Consider the following 19,338-nt stretch of genomic DNA (forward strand, 5'->3'; position numbering starts at 1 on the left):
AATTTATTTTATTTACTCTTCAAATTTTAATTTTACTAAATCTAAAACTTTTTAATGCGACTTTAGTTGTTTTTCTTGATGATAATGATACAATAAAGTAAAAAGTACTTTTATCTAATGTAGAGGGGAATGAGCATTTTGGTTCACTTTGATTCAAAGCAAGAGGAAAAGCAATATTATGAGCAACAAGCCGATGAAACTGAATTTTTAAAATGGTACCATCAACAAGAACTTCCTGAGTATGAAAAACCTTCTCTGACTGTAGATATTGTTTTAATGTGTTATAACAAAGAAGAAGATCAATTAAAAATACTGCTGATTAAAAGAAAAGGCCATCCTTATCGAAATTCTTGGGCTTTACCTGGCGGTTTTGTCAATAGAAATGAATCTACAGGTGAAAGTGTATTGCGGGAAACCAAGGAAGAAACAGGTGTAATCATTTCTAAAGATAATATCGAACAACTGCATAGTTTCAGCAGACCTGATCGAGATCCTCGCGGTTGGGTCGTAACGATTAGTTATCTTGCCTTTATCGGAGAAGAGCCCCTGATCGCAGGTGATGATGCAAAAGAAGTTCGCTGGTTTACGATGGAACGTAAAGACAACACTCTTTCCCTTACAAACGCTGATGTAGAAATCATTTTGGATTTAAATACTGGAGCTTCCACGGGTAAAGATACACTGGCTTTTGACCATAGCGAAATTATTTTAAAGGCCTTCAATCGAGTGGCCAATAAAATGGAACATGATCCTCAAGTACTTCAAGTATTAGGAAGAGATTTTACAATCACAGAAGCTCGCAAAGTCTTTGCTAAGTTTTCCGGTACTGATTATAAAAAGATCGATCACTCAAACTTTAAAAAAGCCATGCTTCATCATTTTGAAGAGATTGGCGAACGTCCTGTCGGTATTGGTCGTCCTTCAAAAATTTATCAACTAAAACCTGAAAATTCATATAAAAAATAATTATCGATAAGAAAGGTAAATGACATGGTTGTATATTTAAGGAAAGCTGTCTCTGCCGATTTATCACGAATTATGGAAATCATTGGATCTGCAAGAAAACTCCTCCATGATAAACATATTCCTCAGTGGCAAAATGGTGAAGGACCTAACAAAGAGCTATTAGAACATGATATCACCCTACAACAATGTTACGTATTGATTGTTGACCAAGAAATAGCAGGTTTAGGGATTCTTTCGACTAAAATTGAAACAGCTTATGAACAGATAACAAATGGCCAGTGGCAACAAACCAATCAACATTATGCCACAATCCATCGAGTAGCACTTAACCCAAACTACCAAGGCAAAGGTTTAGCACTGCTTTTAATGAATTATCTCATTACTACTGCTAGATTAAATGACTATTTAGATATCCGTATTGATACGCACCCTGAAAATAAAACGATGCAGCAGCTAATAAAAAAAGCGGGATTTAACTATCAAGGGGATGTTCTATTACCCGTCTCTGACGGTGAACGAATTGCTTATCAACTGGTTCTAACTTAAATAAAAGCAATAAAACAAAGCATCTTACAATTACTTTGTTTTATTGCTTTTATTCATTTATCCGTTACTATTCTTTTAGCCATCCAAATATCAGGTTTGCCTAAACCATTCACATCTGGAAAAACACCAACAATTTGATACCCTAGCTTCTGGTAAAATTCATATGGATGGTGCTTGTAATTTTTTATGGTACTGATTTTTTTAAATGTCTCTTCATATAGATCTGTGTCACTTAAAGACGTAGCAGAAGTTTCATCATCAGATCCAAGATAGATCGTTATTCCCCCTTGCTTTTTAACTTCATTTTCCAAAGCCTGAACTAAGTCAGTTCCAACATTTCGATGCTGATATACAGGATCTACAACTAAAGGATGTAATTCCCAACCAGTTTTTCCATACTGTGGAATAGCACCGACAAACCCAATTAGATGCTGTCCTTCGATAGCACCAAGAGCAATTCTTTCTTCTGCGAATAATCCTTCAATTTCTTGACTTGCTAGTGTGGGATAATCATCTGGCCAAGTTACTGATAATAACTTGGCTAATTCCTGTTTATAAGAACTATCTGTTTGTGTTAATGGGATAATTTTCAATTTTTACACCTCCAATCTTAGTAAACTTGATTATCTCTAATCTCAATAGTTGTTCCTTAGGAAGCTTGTAATTTAAACCAATGAGACATTTTCTATATGATAGATTACTTGATTTTCTTTCATTTAAAAACAAAGCACCTAGCTGTTGATATTTTTCTTTGGCAACCTTCAAATCGTCTACATTAAAACAAACGTGTGCTACACCTTCTGTTTCTTTGCTAAAAGGTACTGATAGCTGTCTATTTTTCTCAGTTTGAAGCTCTAGATAAAATTTTTCGGATTGCAATCAGCTATCATAACAACGTTCATGAACGTTCGTTGTTTCATTGACTAATGTAAAACCAAGAACTTTTGTATAAAAGTCGAGGCTTTTTTGATACTTATTCGTTGTATACAAACATGATGGATTTGAAACATCCTCACGTCACTCCCTAACCTCTCTTTAAATACGTCCCTAAACTATTAGGAATTGTTTCTATGAACTCAAATTAGTCACACATGTACTAAGTTATTTAGATTATACACTGTAATTTGCCCTAAGCTAAATAAAGAGGTTGAAACAAAAGGAAAATACCTTTTGCCTCTAACCTCTTTTGAGTGATTATTTTACAACTTGCTTCGCAATAAAACTTGAATACTTCACTTGACCATCCACATTTGGATGCACACGATCATCATAAAACCACTCTTCATGCTCATTACTGTAGTCATACCAGTCGATAATAACAAGATTTTTGTATTTCTTTTTCATTGTTTCAAGCATAGCGTTGACTTCATTTTGCCATCTCCGTGTTGGAACGCGGACATTGATCCAATAGACTTTGCGATTAGGACCGATTGCTGTCATAAACTCATCAAATTGAGCTTCGGTGAATGAACCATTCGTTCCTAGACCAACTAAAACATTATCTTTTAATAGCTTTTCTTTATCTAACTTTTCAATGACTGGAGTACTAGTATAAAGCTGTCTGCCAACTTCGCCGTCCACAATCATCTTAGGAAAAATTTCCTGTAGACCTGAGGCAGCATCCAAAATAACTGAATCTCCAAAAGCTGTGATTTCCATCCCCTGTGCTTTCTTGATTTCTTCTGCTGTTAAATCAAAGTTCGCTTCTGGTGCTGGGCTTGACTGTTTTGTCGAGTCTTTTGTTTTCCCTTCGTTTTTAGCTTTTTCCTCTGCTTTTCGTTGTTCTGCTTTCTTTTTGTTCGCTTCAATATTTTTTTGTAGCTGTTGTTGTTCAGCAGTGACTTCATTTGAAGGTGCAATAGCTAACGCGAAAAGAGCAAAACAGGACAAAACAAGACTGATCAATGCAGTCATTTTAGGAATTGTGAGCCAAGGTTTGTGGAAAAAATCTTTGATAGCAAACCATGTATACTGATAATAAAACTTGCCTAATGGTTTTTCAATAAAACGATATGACAGTTCACTGATTCCTAAAATCAATGCAATTTCAATTAACGAATGTAACAATACGTGATCGCTTAGATTTTGAATTTTTGCTTCATAAAAAATCATGACTGGAAATTGATATAAATAAATTCCATAACTTCTTTTTCCAAACCATGTGAACACTGGATTTGTTAACCAGCGATTAAGATCAGCACCTGGATGTGCCGTGACTGCAACCAGAATCGTTGCAAAAATACTAACGATGAACATACCGCCATAATATACAAAAGCAAAATGGTCTGCCAAAAATAAAAATGATAGTAACAAAACAACTAAAGAAGCAATTCCTACACCATTTAGCAACGTCTTCGCTTTTATAGGGATTTCTTCTTTTAAACGGAAACTTGGCCAAACAAACGCCAAGCCACTTCCCATCAGGATCGAAAATAGCCGTGTATCCGTTCCATAATAAACTCTCGTAGGATCAGCACCTGGAGTGTACAGAACGGCCATCAAAATACCTGAACCAACAGCGAGTGCCATAATCAACCCGAAAATTTTTCCGCTGTGTTTAATGTACTTTTTAAGAACAATAAATAACAAGGGCCAAATCAAATAATTCTGTGCTTCAACAGCAAGAGACCAAATATGAGTAAATGGTGACTGCGTTGTAAAACGGTCAAAATAAGAAAACCCTCTAAAAATCTGCCACCAGTTATTATAGTAGAGTACACTACTGGCGACCACACTGCGAAGGTTATTCAATAAGTCTCTTTGAAAAAGTACGATATAAGCTGATGCGGCAATCAACATAGCAATTAGACCGGGGTATAGTCGTTTCATCCGGCGTATATAAAAACCTTTTACATCGATTGTTTCAGTCTGAAGCCATTCTTGCCTCAATAAATCCGTAATCAAATATCCAGAAACTGCAAAAAAAATAGGGACGCCTAAATAGCCCCCGTGCATTATATTAGGGAACAAGTGATACAGAATCACACCGACGACCGCGATTGTTCGAATCCCATCGAACCCGGTAATATAACGGCGTTTGTCTAATCTTTTTTTATTATTCATTTATATTTTCCAACTTTACTAGTATTCTTTTTTATAATCCGAGTAGTTTTTTAACAAAGGAAACATGATTTTAAAATTGACAAATGATAAAAAAAATAAGTCGTGTTTGACCAAAAAAGGTGGTCGTTGAAGTGTAAAAAAATTTCTATCTGGCTCATGTTCTTTGACGGTCGTAGTTTTTCTGACCGATTTAATGTAGTAACTTAAATATACGTTCTTTCTGAACAAATGGCAAGGACTCTCCATCTGTTTTTTTATTTTTTTAAGTAAATTTTAGACATTTTCCGAATCTTTTTTATGGCTTTTTCTTAGTTTCTGTGAAACTCATTTTTGAATGCTAAAAGTTTTAGCTCTAGCTACGGCTAATTTGTCTCTTTTTTACTTTTAGGAATCCAAATCTTTAATTTTAGTACATTAAAATTACTATGCATTCAGCCATAGACATTATTTTATAACCTGATTATTCTTAAAACCAAAAGACACTTTCCAAATAATAGAAAGTGTCTTTACATTTAATAGAACTTAGAGATTTGTTTATAATGTATTTTCCAACGTCCATACAATTTAAATTCAGTAGCATATACTTTAGTTGGTGACATCGTTAAAATAATGTCATTTCTTTCTTCAAATAAAACCGTCGTCAAACCAGAATTGGCTGTTTTATTACCGAAAATTTATGTACTTGAATCATCCGTAATGGGTAACTCGAAAAACTCATTAATCTCACCTTTGTGTTGAAAGAAGATTCCATCTCCATTTATATCTCCATCACCTGTTTTTAATGGTTGTTTTAATTGAGCGGTCAAACGCCAGTGCTTTGAAATGGAGTTCACTTTCTTCCATGAATATATATATATTCAATAATAGACTAAAATGATCATAAAAAGACACTCCTTGTTTGATCGTTTTTTTGTTCACTATTATATAATCGATTCCTGTATACAATAGTGAACAAAAAAATACCTTAAAGAATTGCTACATGAAAATAATTATACAAGTAACGCATATAATGAGGGATTATCACTTAGATCAATATAATTAGGATCAAATGTAGTCATTTTTTCTAATAAATTTGGTAACTCTTCTTTATTTTTCAATAGAATTCCTAGAACAACAGGTCCTGTTCCACGATTGACTTTTTTAGTATATTCAAAACGAGTGATATCATCATTAGGTCCTAAAATATCTGTTACAAATTCTCTTAGTGCACCAGGACGCTGAGGAAAATTGATCACAAAATAATGTTTTAGTCCTTCAAAGATCAATGAACGTTCCTCGATTTCTTCCATGCGATTGATATCGTTGTTTCCACCGCTAATAATGCAAACTACATTTTTTCCTTTTATGTCGTCTTTAACTAATTCTAAAGCAGAAACACTTAATGCCCCTGCTGGTTCTACAACGATTGCTTGTTTCGTATATAACTCTAAAATCGTTGAACAAACCTGGCCTTCGTCCACTGCCAACAGAACGTCTACATGTTCAAGCGCATGTTCATAAGTCAAATCTCCAACTTGTTTGACTGCCGCTCCGTCTACAAATTTCTCGACACTGTCAAGCATTACTGGTTTGCCTTGATCAAAAGCAGCACGCATCGATTGAGCTCCAAGTGGCTCTATTCCAACAACTGCTGTGGTTGGGCTCACACTCTTTGTGTACGTCGAAACACCACTGACTAATCCACCACCTCCGATTGCGGCTAACATATAATCTACTTGAAATTCAGACTCTTTTGCTTCTTGAAATACTTCTACTGCTACTGTTCCTTGTCCAGCCATAATATTTAAATCATTAAAAGGATCAATAAATGCTTGATTATTCGCCTTGGCATATTCTTTAGCAGCTTTTGCAGAAGCATCAAAAGTGTCACCAATCAATTTAACTGTTACTTCATCTCCACCGAAAAAATTCACTTGAGAAACTTTTTGTTGTGGTGTGGTCGTCGGCATAAAAATTGTTGCCAGTACTTTCATTTCATGACACGTATAGGCTACTCCTTGAGCGTGATTTCCTGCACTAGCACAGACTACTCCATTTTTTAGCATGTCGTGAGGTGTTCGTTTGATTGCATAATATGCTCCTCTTAATTTGAATGAACGAACTTTTTGTAGATCTTCTCTTTTTAAATAAACATTGCATTGATACTTTTGTGATAGATACATATCGTACTGTAATGGTGTTTTCGTTACGACATTTTTTAGCGTATCATACGCTTCTTCGATATTTTCTTTTGTTAATTTCACCAAATTTTCCTCACCCTTTTTTATTATGTAAAAGGTTGAGAAAAATATTTTTCTCAACCTCATTTATTAGTTTAGTCTTCTCTTGATACGAAAGGCATCATTTTACGTAACTCTGCTCCAACTTTTTCAATTGGATGTCCAGCGTTATCTTTACGCATTTGATTGAAATCTTTAAATCCGTTTTTGTTATCGTCAATGAACCCTTTTGCAAATTTACCGTTTTGGATATCGGTAAGAACTTCTTTCATATTTGCTTTTGTTTCAGCCGTTACAACCCGAGGACCTGAAACATAATCACCATATTCAGCAGTATTTGAGATTGAGTTACGCATTTTCTCAAATCCTCCTTCATAAATAAGATCAACGATCAATTTCAATTCATGGCATACTTCAAAGTACGCTAATTCTGGTTGGTAGCCTGCTTCGGTCAATGTTTCAAAGCCTGCTTCGATCAAGCTTGTTAAACCACCACATAATACTGCTTGTTCACCGAATAGATCTGTTTCAGTTTCTTCTTTAAACGTTGTTTCTAACACCCCAACGCGCGTTGCACCGATTCCTTTTGCATATGATAGCGCAACATCACTCGCTTTGCCTGTTGCATCTTGATATACAGCAAATAATGCTGGTACCGCAAAACCTTCTGTAAAGGTACGACGTACAAGGTGTCCTGGTCCTTTAGGAGCAACTAAGAAAACATCCACATCCTTTGGTGGGTTGATTACATCAAAATGAATATTGAAGCCATGACCGAATGCTAGCGCATTGCCAGCTTCTAAATTTGGTGCAATTTCATTGTCATAAAGGTCTCCTTGAATTTCATCTGGAGCTAAAATCATGACTACATCTGCTTTTTTAGATGCTTCTTCAACGGATAATACATCGAAACCGTCATTACGGGCAGCTTCTGCTGATTTTCCTTCACGAATCCCGATGATTACTTGGTTGCCGTTGTCTCTTAGATTTTGTGCATGAGCGTGTCCTTGTGATCCATAGCCGATGATCGCAATTGTTTTACCTTCTAATTGATTGTTTTCTACTGAATTATCGTAATATACTTTTGCCATTGTTAAACCCTCCAAATTTTTTATGCTTATAAGCGTATGCTTTAAGACCTGTTTTTAGTTGTTGCCTCTGGTAAACCCCGTAACGCCTGTTCGAGCTAGTTGTTTGATTCCGTATGGTGCGACCACGTCAACAAAGGCGCTGATTTTTTCGCTTGTCCCTGTGACTTGAATCACGACTGAGCGTGTACCGACATCGATAACGTTCGCTCTAAATGGATCGATCACAGAAAATAATTCTGCTCGTACAGCAGCTGGTGCATTGACTTTGACTAATGCTAATTCTCTTTCTAAATGTGGTTCATCCGTTATATCGGAAACTTTGATTACATCGATTTGCTTGTTCAATTGCTTGGTGACTTGTTCACTTTCATTTAGATCGGCGACTTGAACAATGATCGTGATTCTCGAAACATTCTCTAATTCTGTCGGTCCGACTGAGATACTGTCGATATTGACTTGCCTACGTGTTAGAACACCACTGAAGCGATTCAAGACACCGGAATTATTATTGACTGTTGCGGTAATGATTCGTCTCATTTTAGTCCACCCCCAGCATTTGATAGTTTGCTTTGCCCGCTGGAACCATTGGTAAAACATGTTCCGTCGGTGAAACCATGACTTCAATCAACAATGGTCCTGTTTCTTTAAATGCTTCTGTCAACTCAGTCTCGATAGTTTCGGGATCCTCTATTCTAAGACCTTTGATATGATAGGCTTCTGCCATCTTCACAAAATCCGGTTGAGAAGTGAAAACTGATTCCGAACGGCGTTCATTGAAGAAGCTTTCCTGCCATTGACGTACCATTCCCAATGATTGGTTATTCAAAATCACAATTTTGATTGGAATATTGTATATATTTAAAATGGCTAATTCTTGATTTGTCATTTGGAAACCACCATCACCAACAAAAAGGACAACTTCTTTATCTGGACAACCTAATTTTGCCCCAATTGCAGCTGGTACACCGTACCCCATTGTGCCAAGTCCACCACTTGTTATCAGTTGTTTTTCATTTTTAAATGGGTAAAACTGAGCAGCCCACATTTGGTGTTGACCTACATCAGTTGCTACAATTGCTTCCCCGTTTGTCAGCTCACCAATAAATTCAATGACTTTTTGGGGTTTGATTTCCGCTGTTTGTTCCTTATCATATTTGAATGGATGTAATTTTTTTCTTGAAAGGTTTAGTTTTTTCCAATCTGTACAGTCCGAGCATTCAATATCGTTTTTCAACATTTCCTTTAATGTTTCTTTGACATCTGCCACAATCGGGATTTGTGTATCAATGATTTTTCCAATTTCTGCTGGATCGATATCGACATGAGCAATCACTGCATTAGAAGCAAATTCTTTAGGGGCACTAGCCAACCGGTCATCAAAACGAGAACCTAGATTAATCAGCAGATCGCAATCGGTCAAGGCCATGTTAGCCGCAAAAGATCCATGCATTCCACCCATACCTAAAAATAGTTCATTTTCTGTCGGGACAGCTCCTAGACCAAGTAAGGTACTTAGTGCTGGGACTTGATATTTATTGATGAATTCTACTAATTCTTTACCAGCATCTGCATGTAAAACGCCTGCACCAACCAATACCAATGGCTTTTTGGCAACTGCCAAGGCTTCCATTAGTTTTTTTACCTGAAGTTTATTAGGTTTCACTGTTGGCTGATAGCTTGGTAAATTTAATTTCACTTCGCTATCTACAGCCGCTTCCATGATCGTCATATCTTTAGGTAAATCGATTACGACTGGTCCTTTTCTACCGGTTGTCGCAATATGAAAAGCTTCCTCGATGATTCGTGGTAATTCTTTAGTCTCCCGAACTTGGTAATTGTTTTTAGTAATCGGCATTGTCAGCCCAATGACATCTGCTTCTTGAAAAGCATCTTTACCAATACCCTCTGTAACGACTTGGCCCGTGAAAACAACCATTGGAATCGAATCACTCATCGCATCAGCAATACCAGTGATCGCATTTGTCGCACCTGGACCACTAGTTACGATTACTACACCAGGTTTTCCAGTAGCTTTGGCATATCCTTCTGCAGCATGAACAGCTCCTTGTTCATGCCGCGTCAAAATATGAGGAATATCTCTGTCGTATAATGCATCGTATAGAGGGAGCACCGCTCCACCAGGATATCCAAAAATCATTTCTACATTTTGTTTCAGCAATGCATCAATCAAAATTCTTGACCCATTTTTCATTTTTCTCTGTTGTTCAGCCATGAGCTTCCCTCCTTTAGTCTAGCAAATCTTCTGGAATCTGCATGATTCCTCCCGTATGAGCTGACGTTACCAAAGCCGTGTATCGAGCTAAGTATCCTGTTTTTACTTTTGCTTTGAATTTCGGTAATTGATCATTTCTTTTCGCCAACTCTTCATCAGAAACATGTAATTCCAGTGTTCGATTTATCAAATCAATTTCAATTTCATCGCCATCTTCAACTAACGCAATCGGACCGCCTGCTGCAGCTTCTGGAGAAATATGCCCCACTGCTATTCCGCGGGTTGCTCCTGAAAAGCGGCCATCGGTAATCAAAGCGACATCTTTTCCTAAACCTCGTCCGACGATACTGGATGTTGGTGCTAACATTTCCGGCATACCTGGTCCGCCTTTTGGCCCTTCGTAACGAATAACCACAACATGACCTTTTTTAACAGTATGATCATCGATTGCTGCAACAGCTTCATCATGAGAACTGAAACAAATCGCTTTACCTACAAATTTTTTGATAGACGGGTCTACTCCACCAACTTTGATCACGCTGCCTTTTGGTGCAATGTTTCCATACAAGATCGATAAGCCACCTACTGGGCTGTATGGATTTTCTTTTGGATGGATAACTTCTTCGTTTTTGATTACAGCATCCTGAACATTTTCACGAATTGTTTTTCCAGTAACTGTGATACGGTCTGGATGGATTGCGTTGCCTAAGTCTACTAACTCTTTCATAATCGCTGGAACACCTCCTGCTTCATGAACATCATGCATTGAGTAAGCAGATGACGGGGCAATTTTTGATAGATAAGGAACGCGTTCAGCAATCGCATTAACTTCTTCTAAGTTGTATTCGATCTCTGCTTCATTAGCAATCGCTAAGGTATGCAAAACTGTATTCGTTGAGCCGCCCATTGCCATATCTAACGCAAACGCATCATCGATGGCTTCTTTCGTAATAATGTCTCGTGGTTTGATTTGTTTTTTGACTAGATCCATCAAATGAAAAGCAGATTGTCTAACAAGTTCTCTACGTTCATCTGATACAGCTAAAATCGTTCCATTTCCAGGTAATGCCATTCCTAAAACTTCCATCAAACAATTCATTGAGTTTGCTGTAAACATCCCAGCACATGACCCACAAGTTGGACAGGCATTTTGCTCCATAAAGTTAAATTCCTCTTCAGTCATTTTACCTTCTTTAAAGGTTCCCACCGCTTCAAACATATTCGAAAGTGTCAGCGTATGTCCTGTTGGATCAATGCCTGCTTTCATTGGTCCACCTGAACAAAAAATTGCTGGTACATTCGTTCGAACACTAGCCATCAACATCCCTGGAGTGATTTTGTCACAGTTAGGAATATAGAATACGCCATCAAACCAATGGGCATTAATCACGGTTTCAGCTGCATCTGCAATAACTTCTCTACTAGGTAATGAATAACGCATGCCAATATGTCCCATAGCAATACCGTCATCTACACCAATCGTGTTAAATTCGAAAGGGATTCCTCCAGCTTCACGAATTGCTTCTTTGGCAACATCTGCTAACTCTCTTAAATGCACATGTCCTGGCACTATATCAATATAAGAATTACAAATGGCTATAAACGGTTTGTTCATATCTTTGGCATTTTTTACCTGCCCAGTTGCATAGAGCAAGCTTCTGGCGGGAGCCGCCTCGATTCCTTTTTTGATTTTATCACTACGCATTTTTCATCCACTCCAATTCAGTTATCCCCAGAAGAACTCATTTTTGATTCTTCGGATTCATTTTCTTATTTATTCTGCTCGCCTCTTTATAAAACTTTCTACAAAAAAAACATCCCATCGATTGAATGGGATGTCTTAGTAAGAACCCCATCTACCAAAGACAAACAGGACTCAAACATCTGCAAAATTTCTCAGCGTTCTAAGTCCTACACGATAAAATAATGACTAATACGTGGTTGTTGTTTGTCTTCTTCATGGCAATGGTCTCCTCTTTTAAAAAATCTATAAAGATTAAAATAGCATGTGATAAATAAAAGCTTTTGTTAACTATAAACCTAACAAATGAGAATGTCAATAAAATTTGATAAAAAAATTCAGAAAATTCTAACAACATTAGTCTATACTTTCATACTTAATGTTTGATAATGAAGAAATCAAACAAAAAATTTAACATTATATTATTTGCCTTATGTATGTGTGATAAAGTATATCGACCTAAAACGATTTCATTTCTGGACTATCTATTAGAAAAGGCAGATGAGTGACTAATGAAAAAGACGGCAGTAATACTTATTTGTTTGATTGGGATTTTATTCTTAGGAGGATGCACTAATTTGAAAACAACAAATGAGGTTAATTCGAAGCCCGATGAAACATAAGCTATTTTAAAAAAACAAATACAGAATTGAATAGCTTAGAAAAAAATATAACTGATAGCTACACTGACGATACAAAAGAATCAATAAAAAAAGATCTCTCTTTAAAGAAATCACCGAATTTGAACAACAATTTAAAAATTTACCTCAAGATGATTTTTCTTGTATTGATGACAAAGAAAAAGTAGCAGCTTACAACCCCAAAAAAAAAGAGGCCGAGACAAAAGTATTTAGCTCCGAGAAATAAAAGGAAATTGCTCTTCAAATTTTTATGAATTTCAGCTTATTTTCGAAGGAGCTGCTTTTTCTCGCCCTTTATTCAAATTTATAGCGTGAGACAAAACTGATTTTTAGTTTTGTCTCACGCTATTTTTAGTTTCGTTGGAAATAATACAAAGGTTTGTGCGTTAGACGTTTCATTTGTCTTTTTTTATCTTCAATAATAGAAAGTAACTCTTCTGAAAAACTTTCTAATATAACTCGACCGCCTTTATATGTGTTTCCACCCATTGAAATCACTTCATCAGGTGTTAAGATAACCTTTCTATGCGCAATTTTTTTAAAAAATTCTTCAATCAAATATGTAGGCAAATAGAAATTATTTTGTGCCGAAAATGATTCTAAATAGATAAAATCATCGATACTGATATAACAATCATCCATCGATATGAAGTTCACGGACTTGTCTACATAGATGTCTCTTTTTTGTAGAATCTCATTGATTTTTTTGTTTAAAAGATTTAGTGTCTCTATTTCTTTGACAAAATTTTCTAGTTCTCGATAACGTACTGCCTTGCGTTCGTCATAAGTTACACGTAAAGCAACACCTATCGATACGATAACTGCACCAATCAAGACACCAGTCATACCTGCGATAAAAACAACCATTCGGATTCCCTCACTCTTCTCATTCTTGTTTTTCCAGTATAACATATCCTTTTACAAGGACAAAAAAATATGAAAAAAATTTATTTGTCTCACTTAATTTTTTCATTTTTTTCTGCAGTTTTTGATTATTTCCTTTATTAAAAGGTCTAGATTACTCATTCAATTGATGATATAATATAACAGAAGTAATATCATATACGAGAGTTGGGGAAGTTAGTATGGGGAAAAAAGTGATTAAGTTAGATTTTGATGATGTCGTTATTGCCAATGAAGATGGAAGCACAACACGTGCATTGTACGAATGGTTTAATTTCAAGCCAGAAATCGGTGATTTTGTTGATGTATTCGAAGATGGTGATGAATTAATCATCCATAAAACAGAAAAAACTGCAAGTGCAACAGAAAATTTGCAAGATAAAATCAATATCAATATCGTTAATGAAAATAATAACACGCAATCAGTTGGTGGCTATGTACAGCATGGTAGAGTCGTTAATAAATGGGTTTACTTTATATTAGCATTTTTCTTAGGTTGGATAGGTGCTCACAAGTTCTACTCTGGTTTTACTGGAAAAGGAATCATGTACCTAGTGTTCAGCTGGACAGCAATTCCTGGAATTATTGCGTTTTTCACATCAATTATTACGTTACTTAAGCCTGCAGATCAAAATGGAAATATTGTTGTAACTTCATAATAGTTGAAGATAAAGTCTTAGGATATCCTAAGGCTTTTTAATCCCTCTTTTTTTGCTTAAGTTAGTGCATTAAAGTTGACCTTTATTGACCAATGAAGTATACTTTTTTTAAGCATTAAGGTATGCTTTGTGATAAAATGATTTGAAGAGTTTTTATATAGGAGGAATATACTATGAATTTAATACCAACAGTCATTGAACAATCATCTCGTGGAGAAAGAGCATATGATATTTATTCACGATTATTAAAAGATAGAATCATCATGTTAAGTGGTCCGATCGATGATAATGTAGCGAACTCAGTCATTGCCCAATTACTATTTTTGGATGCGCAAGATTCTGAAAAAGACATCTACATCTATATCAACTCACCAGGAGGAAGTGTTTCTGCTGGATTAGCAATCTTCGACACCATGAATTTTGTTAAAGCTGACGTGCAAACAATCGTCCTTGGTATGGCAGCTTCTATGGGAAGTTTCTTATTAACTGCTGGTACAAAAGGCAAACGATTTGCATTACCGAATGCCGAAATCATGATTCATCAACCTTTAGGTGGTGCACAGGGGCAAGCAACTGAGATCGAAATTGCAGCTAAACACATTCTTGATACGCGTGATCGCTTGAATAAAATTTTAGCAGAGCGTACTGGTCAACCACTTGAAGTCATTGAACGCGACACAGATCGTGATAACTTTATGACTGCTCAACAAGCAAAAGAATACGGTTTGATCGATGAAGTAATGGAGAACAGCAGCTCTTTAAGCAAATAATAAAGCTCATGCCCAAATTTTCTTTTGAAAATTTTGGGCATTTTTATTTAAACTAATTGCAAAAAGCGCTACACTAAAGATAGAAGAAATGAAAGGATGTTACTAAAATGGATATTTCAGTAATCGATGCAACAAAAGTTACAACAAAAAATGGTTTGGCTATTGGAAAGGACTCAGCTCCTGTAAAGATGGTTGAATTTATGAACGTTCGCTGCCCATATTGTAAAAAATGGTTTGAAGAATCTTTTGATTTATTAAATGAATATGTCAAAGAGGGTAAAGTTCAACGAATCATCAAACTTTTAGATAAAGAAAAAGAAAGTTTGCAACGTGGCAATGTGATGCATCACCATATCAATTATGATTTGCCTGAAAAAGGCTTGACTGATTTAAAACAAATGTATGATACACAAGATCAATGGGGGAATCTTTCTTTAGAAGATGTGGCAGTATTTGCTGAAGATAATTTGCAACTACCTGAAAAAGAAACACCTGCCATCGTCCAATCTGTCATCGAGGAAGCTGCGGCCGCAAATATCAAATTTGTGCCAACGATCGTGATTGGTGATCATATTTTTGATGAATCTGTTACTAAAGACGAATTGATCAGCTATATAGAAGGCAAATAAAAAATAAGACAAAGCTACTTAGGCTTTGTCTTATTTTTTTCAGCTATACGATCCGAACTCATTTTCTTTTCTAATGAAGAATCTTCAATTTCTTTTTCAGCATCTTCACCAAAACTTAAAATCTTATCCACATCTTCTTTTCCAAGAAAGGTTCCTAGACCTTCTCCAAGTTGTTTGATTTGTCTCATAATAAAATCTTTATCTTCTACACCCATCATTTCCACCCAACTCTCTGCTATTGCCTCATAGCAATCCATAAGAAGTTACGCACTTTTTTCTCTTAATTTATCAGCAAATTCATTGATTTTACGAATCCGATGATTGATTCCTGATTTTGAAATGGCCCCTGATGGAATCATCTCACCCAATTCTTTTAAGCTCACTTCTGGATATTCCAAACGTAATTCAGCAATTTCCTGTAATTTTCCCGGCAAAGCGGTCAAACCAACCACACTTTCGATATATTGGATATTTTCGATTTGTTTTGATGCGGCATCAATTGTTTTATTAAGATTAGCCGTTTCACAGTTGACCAAACGATTTACTGAATTACGCATATCACGAACGATCCGAACATCTTCAAATTTCAACATCGAATTTGTCGCACCAATCAATGTTAAAAAATCAGCGATTCGTTCCGCCCCTTTTAGGTAAGAAATGTAACCGTTGCGACGTTCCAATGTCCGTGCGTTTAAATCATAATAGTTCAGCATCTGACAAATATCATCATTATGTTCTTCATAAATCGAAAATATTTCCAAATGATAACGACTTGTTTCTGGGTTATTGACTGATCCTGAGGCCATAAAAGCACCTCTTAAATAGGATCTCATTTTTTGTGCATTCCCTATAATTTCATCTGACACATGAGTATTGAACATCATTCCATCCAAAATATCTAAATCAGCCAGCACATTTTTCGTATCTTGTTTTAATCGTACGATATAGACGTTATTCTTTTTTAATTTCATTTTTTTTCGGACTAATAATTCTGAGCGAACATCATAGTGGTCTTTTAAAAGAGAATAGATTCGTCTGGCGATCGCTGCATTTTCTGTTTGAACATTCAATACAAATTGCTGATTCACAATACTTAATGAGCCATTCATCCGAATCAAAGCGGCTAATTCTGCTCGTGCATGTTCTCGATGAACCTCTAAAGTTGTCAGCTCTTTTTTTACATCTGCTGCAAAAGACAATCTCCACGCCTCCTCTCTTATTTTGTTACGCTTTAATATCTTGCGCCGAATACAATGTGGAATAGTTCGTCCACAACTTTATCGCCATCATGAAAAACACCGCCATCACGCAATTTTAAAAAGTCAGTAGAAATCACACGACAGCCTTCATCTCTCAATTTTTGGAAATCGTGTTCTACTTGGACTAAATACTCATCATAAACTTCTGGATCCATATAACCATCAGGTACATTTTCTGTATTAACTAAAACCGTGTCAACAAACTTACTTTTAAGGTGTTGGTGCAATACACAAACATGGTCAGCATCAGTAAAATGTTCTGTTTCACCTTTTTGAGTCATGATATTACAAATGTAGACCACTTCAGCCTCAGCATTGATGATCGCTTCTCCAATTTCCTTGATCACTAAATTTGGTAAAATACTTGTAAACATACTACCTGGTCCTAAAACAATCATATCGGCTTCTTCAATTGCTTTCACTACTTTTCTAGCAGCTTTTGGCTGTTCATCATCATTTGTGTTCGTCACAAAAACATGATCGATTGTTTTTCGGTCAACAGCAATATTGGATTCACCGACTGCAATAGAGCCATCTTTAAAAACAGCATGTAACGTCAAAGGCCTTTCTGAAGAAGGATAAATATGTCCATCCACATGCATCATTTTTGAAAGTAGCTGAATGGCCTCATACGTACTACCACGCATTTCTGAAACAGCTGCAATGATTAAATTTCCAATTGCATGATTGGCAAAATAGTTATCTGATTTATCAAAACGATACTGAAAAATATCTTCATACAACTGAGGCATATCGGATAAGGCAACTAATACATTGCGTAAATCTCCCGGTGGCGTCATATTCATTGACTCTCGAATCTCACCGCTACTTCCTCCGTCATCTGCAACAGTCACCACAGCTGTAATATCCGCACTTTGATTGCGCAAACTTTTTAAAATAACTGGTAATCCTGTTCCGCCACCAACAACGACGATTTTGGGTTTTCTAATACGGTACGTTTTCATTTTCATGAGCGATTCACCGTCTCTTTACGCTTTCCTTTATCACGATGCGTAATGTTAACATGATAGTCTTGTCCGAGCTCTTTACCCACACGTTCTGTCAAGGCGACCGAACGATGCTGTCCACCAGTACAACCTATGGCAATCGTAATACTTGATTTTCCTTCTTTTTCATAACCTGGCATCACATTTTTCAACAACTCAATAAATCGAGTATAAAAACTTTCCGTCTCAGGAAAACTCATTACGTAATCATAAACAGAAGGATCTTGTCCTGTCAGTGGTCTTAATTCTGGTATATAGTGCGGATTTGGTAAAAAGCGAACATCCATGACAATGTCTGCATCAATCGGCAAGCCATATTTAAACCCAAATGAAACAAGTTCGACACGAAATTCATGGGTATCTCTAGATTTAAATTCTTCATTGATTCTTTCTCGTAATTGTCTAGGTGATAAATCAGTCGTATCAATAACAACTTGAGCGTCACCTCTGATTTCTTCGAGAATTGCCCGCTCTTTTCTGATTCCTTCTGTAACCAGACCATCCATCGCTAGCGGATGGGCACGGCGTGTTTCTTTATAACGAGAAACAAGTTCTTCGTCCGTCGCATCTAAAAACATGATCGTGGTATCGATCAGATTCGTATTTTCAAGTTCCACCAACATATCTTGAATTTCTCTAAAGAAATTACGAGAACGTAAATCGATCACTAATGCGATTTTCGTTACTTTTCCAGATTCTTTGATCAACTCCCAGAATTTAGGAATCAAACTTGGGGGCATGTTATCGATACAAAAATACCCCATATCTTCAAAGCTTTGAATAGCTACAGTCTTTCCTGCTCCGCTCATTCCAGTGATTATAACTAATTGTAAATTATCAGCCATTTTTTAACGCTCCTTTGGAAACATTTTATTAATTATAGCATCCCGGGCGTATCAAAGAAAGCTTTTCAATCAATTTTCATGTCCATTCAGACTTTCTTAGGAATTTAAGCTTTTACATAGGGCACTTTTCATTACTATCTAAATAGGAATGAAGTAGAATAAAAAATATTTTCAAAACAAACTAAATTAATATCTATAAAATATGTTTACAGAAAATAAAAGACTAGAATAAACTTTTAATTGTTTATTCTAGTCTTTTATTATTATCTATTTTTTTATTGACAATGTTTATCGTTATTTATTATGGGTTACTCAACTTCTATTCACTAACCCAAATCTAAAAACTAAGCATCTTCAATCACATTAAAATAATCTAAATTCAAAATAGGATCATCACAACCGATCACTGGACGATCTGTAGGGTGGCATTTAACAACTCTGACCTGTACATCTTCTTCTTTTTTAGAGATAGCTTCTCCTACAAAAAACCAAGAAAAATTCGATCCATGACAAACATAATGTGCACCAATCTTTATTTCTTTCTTTTCCAAGAAAAAATCACCCTTTCATACTCTTTTGATAACTATAGAATATCATGTTTTTTTAAAAAATATCATTCAACTTACGTATAGATACTTTCTTTTTTTGACTATTTTTAAATTAAAGTGATTAAAAAACGCATGTTTTTATTTGTTTTATTATTTTTCTCTAATTTTAATTTATTAAATAGTTTCTTTTATTTTACTGAATGGAATAATTGGACTTC

The 19,338-nt window shown here is 35.8% G+C and carries 21 protein-coding genes; 5 read left to right on the top strand and 16 right to left on the bottom strand.

All coding sequences use genetic code 11. The features are described 5' to 3' along the window. Positions 1-129: 129 nt before the first annotated feature. Both BCR21_RS04310 and BCR21_RS04315 read left to right on the top strand, forming a co-directional pair. Positions 130-966, top strand: coding sequence for an NUDIX domain-containing protein (locus tag BCR21_RS04310; RefSeq protein WP_069645261.1), 837 nt, complete (start codon positions 130-132; stop codon positions 964-966). Between the two features lie 24 nt (positions 967-990). Further along, positions 991-1,512 (top strand): GNAT family N-acetyltransferase, encoded by a 522-nt coding sequence (locus BCR21_RS04315; RefSeq protein ID WP_069645262.1) that lies wholly within the window; start codon positions 991-993, stop codon positions 1,510-1,512. A gap of 53 nt (positions 1,513-1,565) precedes the next feature. On the opposite strand, the gene BCR21_RS04320 is transcribed toward BCR21_RS04315, so the two are convergent. The 11 genes from BCR21_RS04320 to BCR21_RS04360 all read right to left on the bottom strand — a co-directional run bounded on the left by BCR21_RS04320 (position 1,566) and on the right by BCR21_RS04360 (position 13,367). Next, complete coding sequence (locus BCR21_RS04320; RefSeq protein ID WP_069645263.1) at positions 1,566-2,105, bottom strand: GNAT family N-acetyltransferase; 540 nt, start codon at positions 2,103-2,105, stop codon at positions 1,566-1,568. After that, the gene (locus BCR21_RS16960) at positions 2,074-2,391 is read right to left on the bottom strand and encodes a hypothetical protein (RefSeq protein ID WP_069645264.1); all 318 of its coding nucleotides are present in this window, start codon (positions 2,389-2,391) and stop codon (positions 2,074-2,076) included. The genes BCR21_RS04320 and BCR21_RS16960 overlap by 32 nt, the downstream gene beginning before the upstream one ends. Continuing rightward, positions 2,392-2,502, bottom strand: coding sequence for a VOC family protein (locus BCR21_RS17335; protein WP_084013220.1), 111 nt, complete (start codon positions 2,500-2,502; stop codon positions 2,392-2,394). Positions 2,503-2,706: 204 nt separating this feature from the next. Then, positions 2,707-4,575, bottom strand: a complete 1,869-nt coding sequence (locus BCR21_RS04330) for an acyltransferase family protein (protein WP_069645265.1) — start codon at positions 4,573-4,575, stop codon at positions 2,707-2,709. 674 nt (positions 4,576-5,249) lie between these two features. Then, on the bottom strand, positions 5,250-5,408 hold the full coding sequence (locus tag BCR21_RS16965) for a hypothetical protein (RefSeq protein WP_167351762.1): 159 nt from the start codon (positions 5,406-5,408) through the stop codon (positions 5,250-5,252). Between the two features lie 156 nt (positions 5,409-5,564). Then, complete coding sequence (gene ilvA, locus BCR21_RS04335; RefSeq protein ID WP_069645266.1) at positions 5,565-6,818, bottom strand: threonine ammonia-lyase IlvA; 1,254 nt, start codon at positions 6,816-6,818, stop codon at positions 5,565-5,567. A gap of 71 nt (positions 6,819-6,889) precedes the next feature. Then, positions 6,890-7,885 carry a ketol-acid reductoisomerase gene (ilvC, locus tag BCR21_RS04340; RefSeq protein ID WP_069645267.1) on the bottom strand — a complete coding sequence of 332 codons (996 nt, stop codon included), beginning with the start codon at positions 7,883-7,885 and terminating at the stop codon, positions 6,890-6,892. A 54-nt stretch (positions 7,886-7,939) separates the two neighbouring features. Continuing rightward, positions 7,940-8,422 carry an acetolactate synthase small subunit gene (gene ilvN / locus BCR21_RS04345; RefSeq protein ID WP_010765627.1) on the bottom strand — a complete coding sequence of 161 codons (483 nt, stop codon included), beginning with the start codon at positions 8,420-8,422 and terminating at the stop codon, positions 7,940-7,942. 1 nt (position 8,423) lies between these two features. After that, positions 8,424-10,118 (bottom strand): biosynthetic-type acetolactate synthase large subunit, encoded by a 1,695-nt coding sequence (gene ilvB / locus BCR21_RS04350; protein ID WP_069645268.1) that lies wholly within the window; start codon positions 10,116-10,118, stop codon positions 8,424-8,426. A 13-nt stretch (positions 10,119-10,131) separates the two neighbouring features. Then, entirely contained in the window at positions 10,132-11,823 is a 1,692-nt protein-coding gene (ilvD, locus tag BCR21_RS04355) for a dihydroxy-acid dehydratase (RefSeq protein WP_069645269.1), read from the bottom strand. A 1,028-nt stretch (positions 11,824-12,851) separates the two neighbouring features. Next, complete coding sequence (locus BCR21_RS04360; RefSeq protein ID WP_069645270.1) at positions 12,852-13,367, bottom strand: hypothetical protein; 516 nt, start codon at positions 13,365-13,367, stop codon at positions 12,852-12,854. A 218-nt stretch (positions 13,368-13,585) separates the two neighbouring features. On the opposite strand from BCR21_RS04360, the gene BCR21_RS04365 reads away from it, so the two are divergent. The 3 genes from BCR21_RS04365 to BCR21_RS04375 all read left to right on the top strand — a co-directional run bounded on the left by BCR21_RS04365 (position 13,586) and on the right by BCR21_RS04375 (position 15,461). Further along, a complete protein-coding gene (locus tag BCR21_RS04365) occupies positions 13,586-14,062 on the top strand; it encodes a TM2 domain-containing protein (protein ID WP_069645271.1) in 477 nt (158 codons plus the stop codon). Positions 14,063-14,235: 173 nt separating this feature from the next. Next, positions 14,236-14,832 carry an ATP-dependent Clp endopeptidase proteolytic subunit ClpP gene (gene clpP, locus BCR21_RS04370; protein ID WP_010760682.1) on the top strand — a complete coding sequence of 199 codons (597 nt, stop codon included), beginning with the start codon at positions 14,236-14,238 and terminating at the stop codon, positions 14,830-14,832. Between the two features lie 107 nt (positions 14,833-14,939). Next, positions 14,940-15,461, top strand: coding sequence for a DsbA family protein (locus BCR21_RS04375; protein ID WP_069645272.1), 522 nt, complete (start codon positions 14,940-14,942; stop codon positions 15,459-15,461). A 14-nt stretch (positions 15,462-15,475) separates the two neighbouring features. Here BCR21_RS04375 and BCR21_RS04380 read toward each other — a convergent pair whose 3' ends face one another. The 5 genes from BCR21_RS04380 to BCR21_RS04400 all read right to left on the bottom strand — a co-directional run bounded on the left by BCR21_RS04380 (position 15,476) and on the right by BCR21_RS04400 (position 19,123). After that, a complete protein-coding gene (locus BCR21_RS04380) occupies positions 15,476-15,718 on the bottom strand; it encodes a hypothetical protein (RefSeq protein WP_240488061.1) in 243 nt (80 codons plus the stop codon). A 6-nt stretch (positions 15,719-15,724) separates the two neighbouring features. Continuing rightward, entirely contained in the window at positions 15,725-16,660 is a 936-nt protein-coding gene (whiA, locus tag BCR21_RS04385) for a DNA-binding protein WhiA (protein ID WP_069645274.1), read from the bottom strand. 32 nt (positions 16,661-16,692) lie between these two features. Further along, positions 16,693-17,691, bottom strand: coding sequence for a gluconeogenesis factor YvcK family protein (locus BCR21_RS04390; RefSeq protein WP_069645275.1), 999 nt, complete (start codon positions 17,689-17,691; stop codon positions 16,693-16,695). Then, positions 17,688-18,572: an RNase adapter RapZ gene (rapZ, locus tag BCR21_RS04395; protein ID WP_069645276.1), complete on the bottom strand. Its 885-nt coding sequence runs from the start codon at positions 18,570-18,572 to the stop codon at positions 17,688-17,690. The genes BCR21_RS04390 and rapZ overlap by 4 nt, the downstream gene beginning before the upstream one ends. Positions 18,573-18,916: 344 nt before the next feature. Continuing rightward, on the bottom strand, positions 18,917-19,123 hold the full coding sequence (locus tag BCR21_RS04400; protein ID WP_069645277.1) for a hypothetical protein: 207 nt from the start codon (positions 19,121-19,123) through the stop codon (positions 18,917-18,919). Positions 19,124-19,338 lie beyond the last annotated feature (215 nt).

The sequence above is a fragment of the Enterococcus ureasiticus genome (assembly GCF_001730285.1).
GTDB classification, from domain to species: domain Bacteria; phylum Bacillota; class Bacilli; order Lactobacillales; family Enterococcaceae; genus Enterococcus_L; species Enterococcus_L ureasiticus.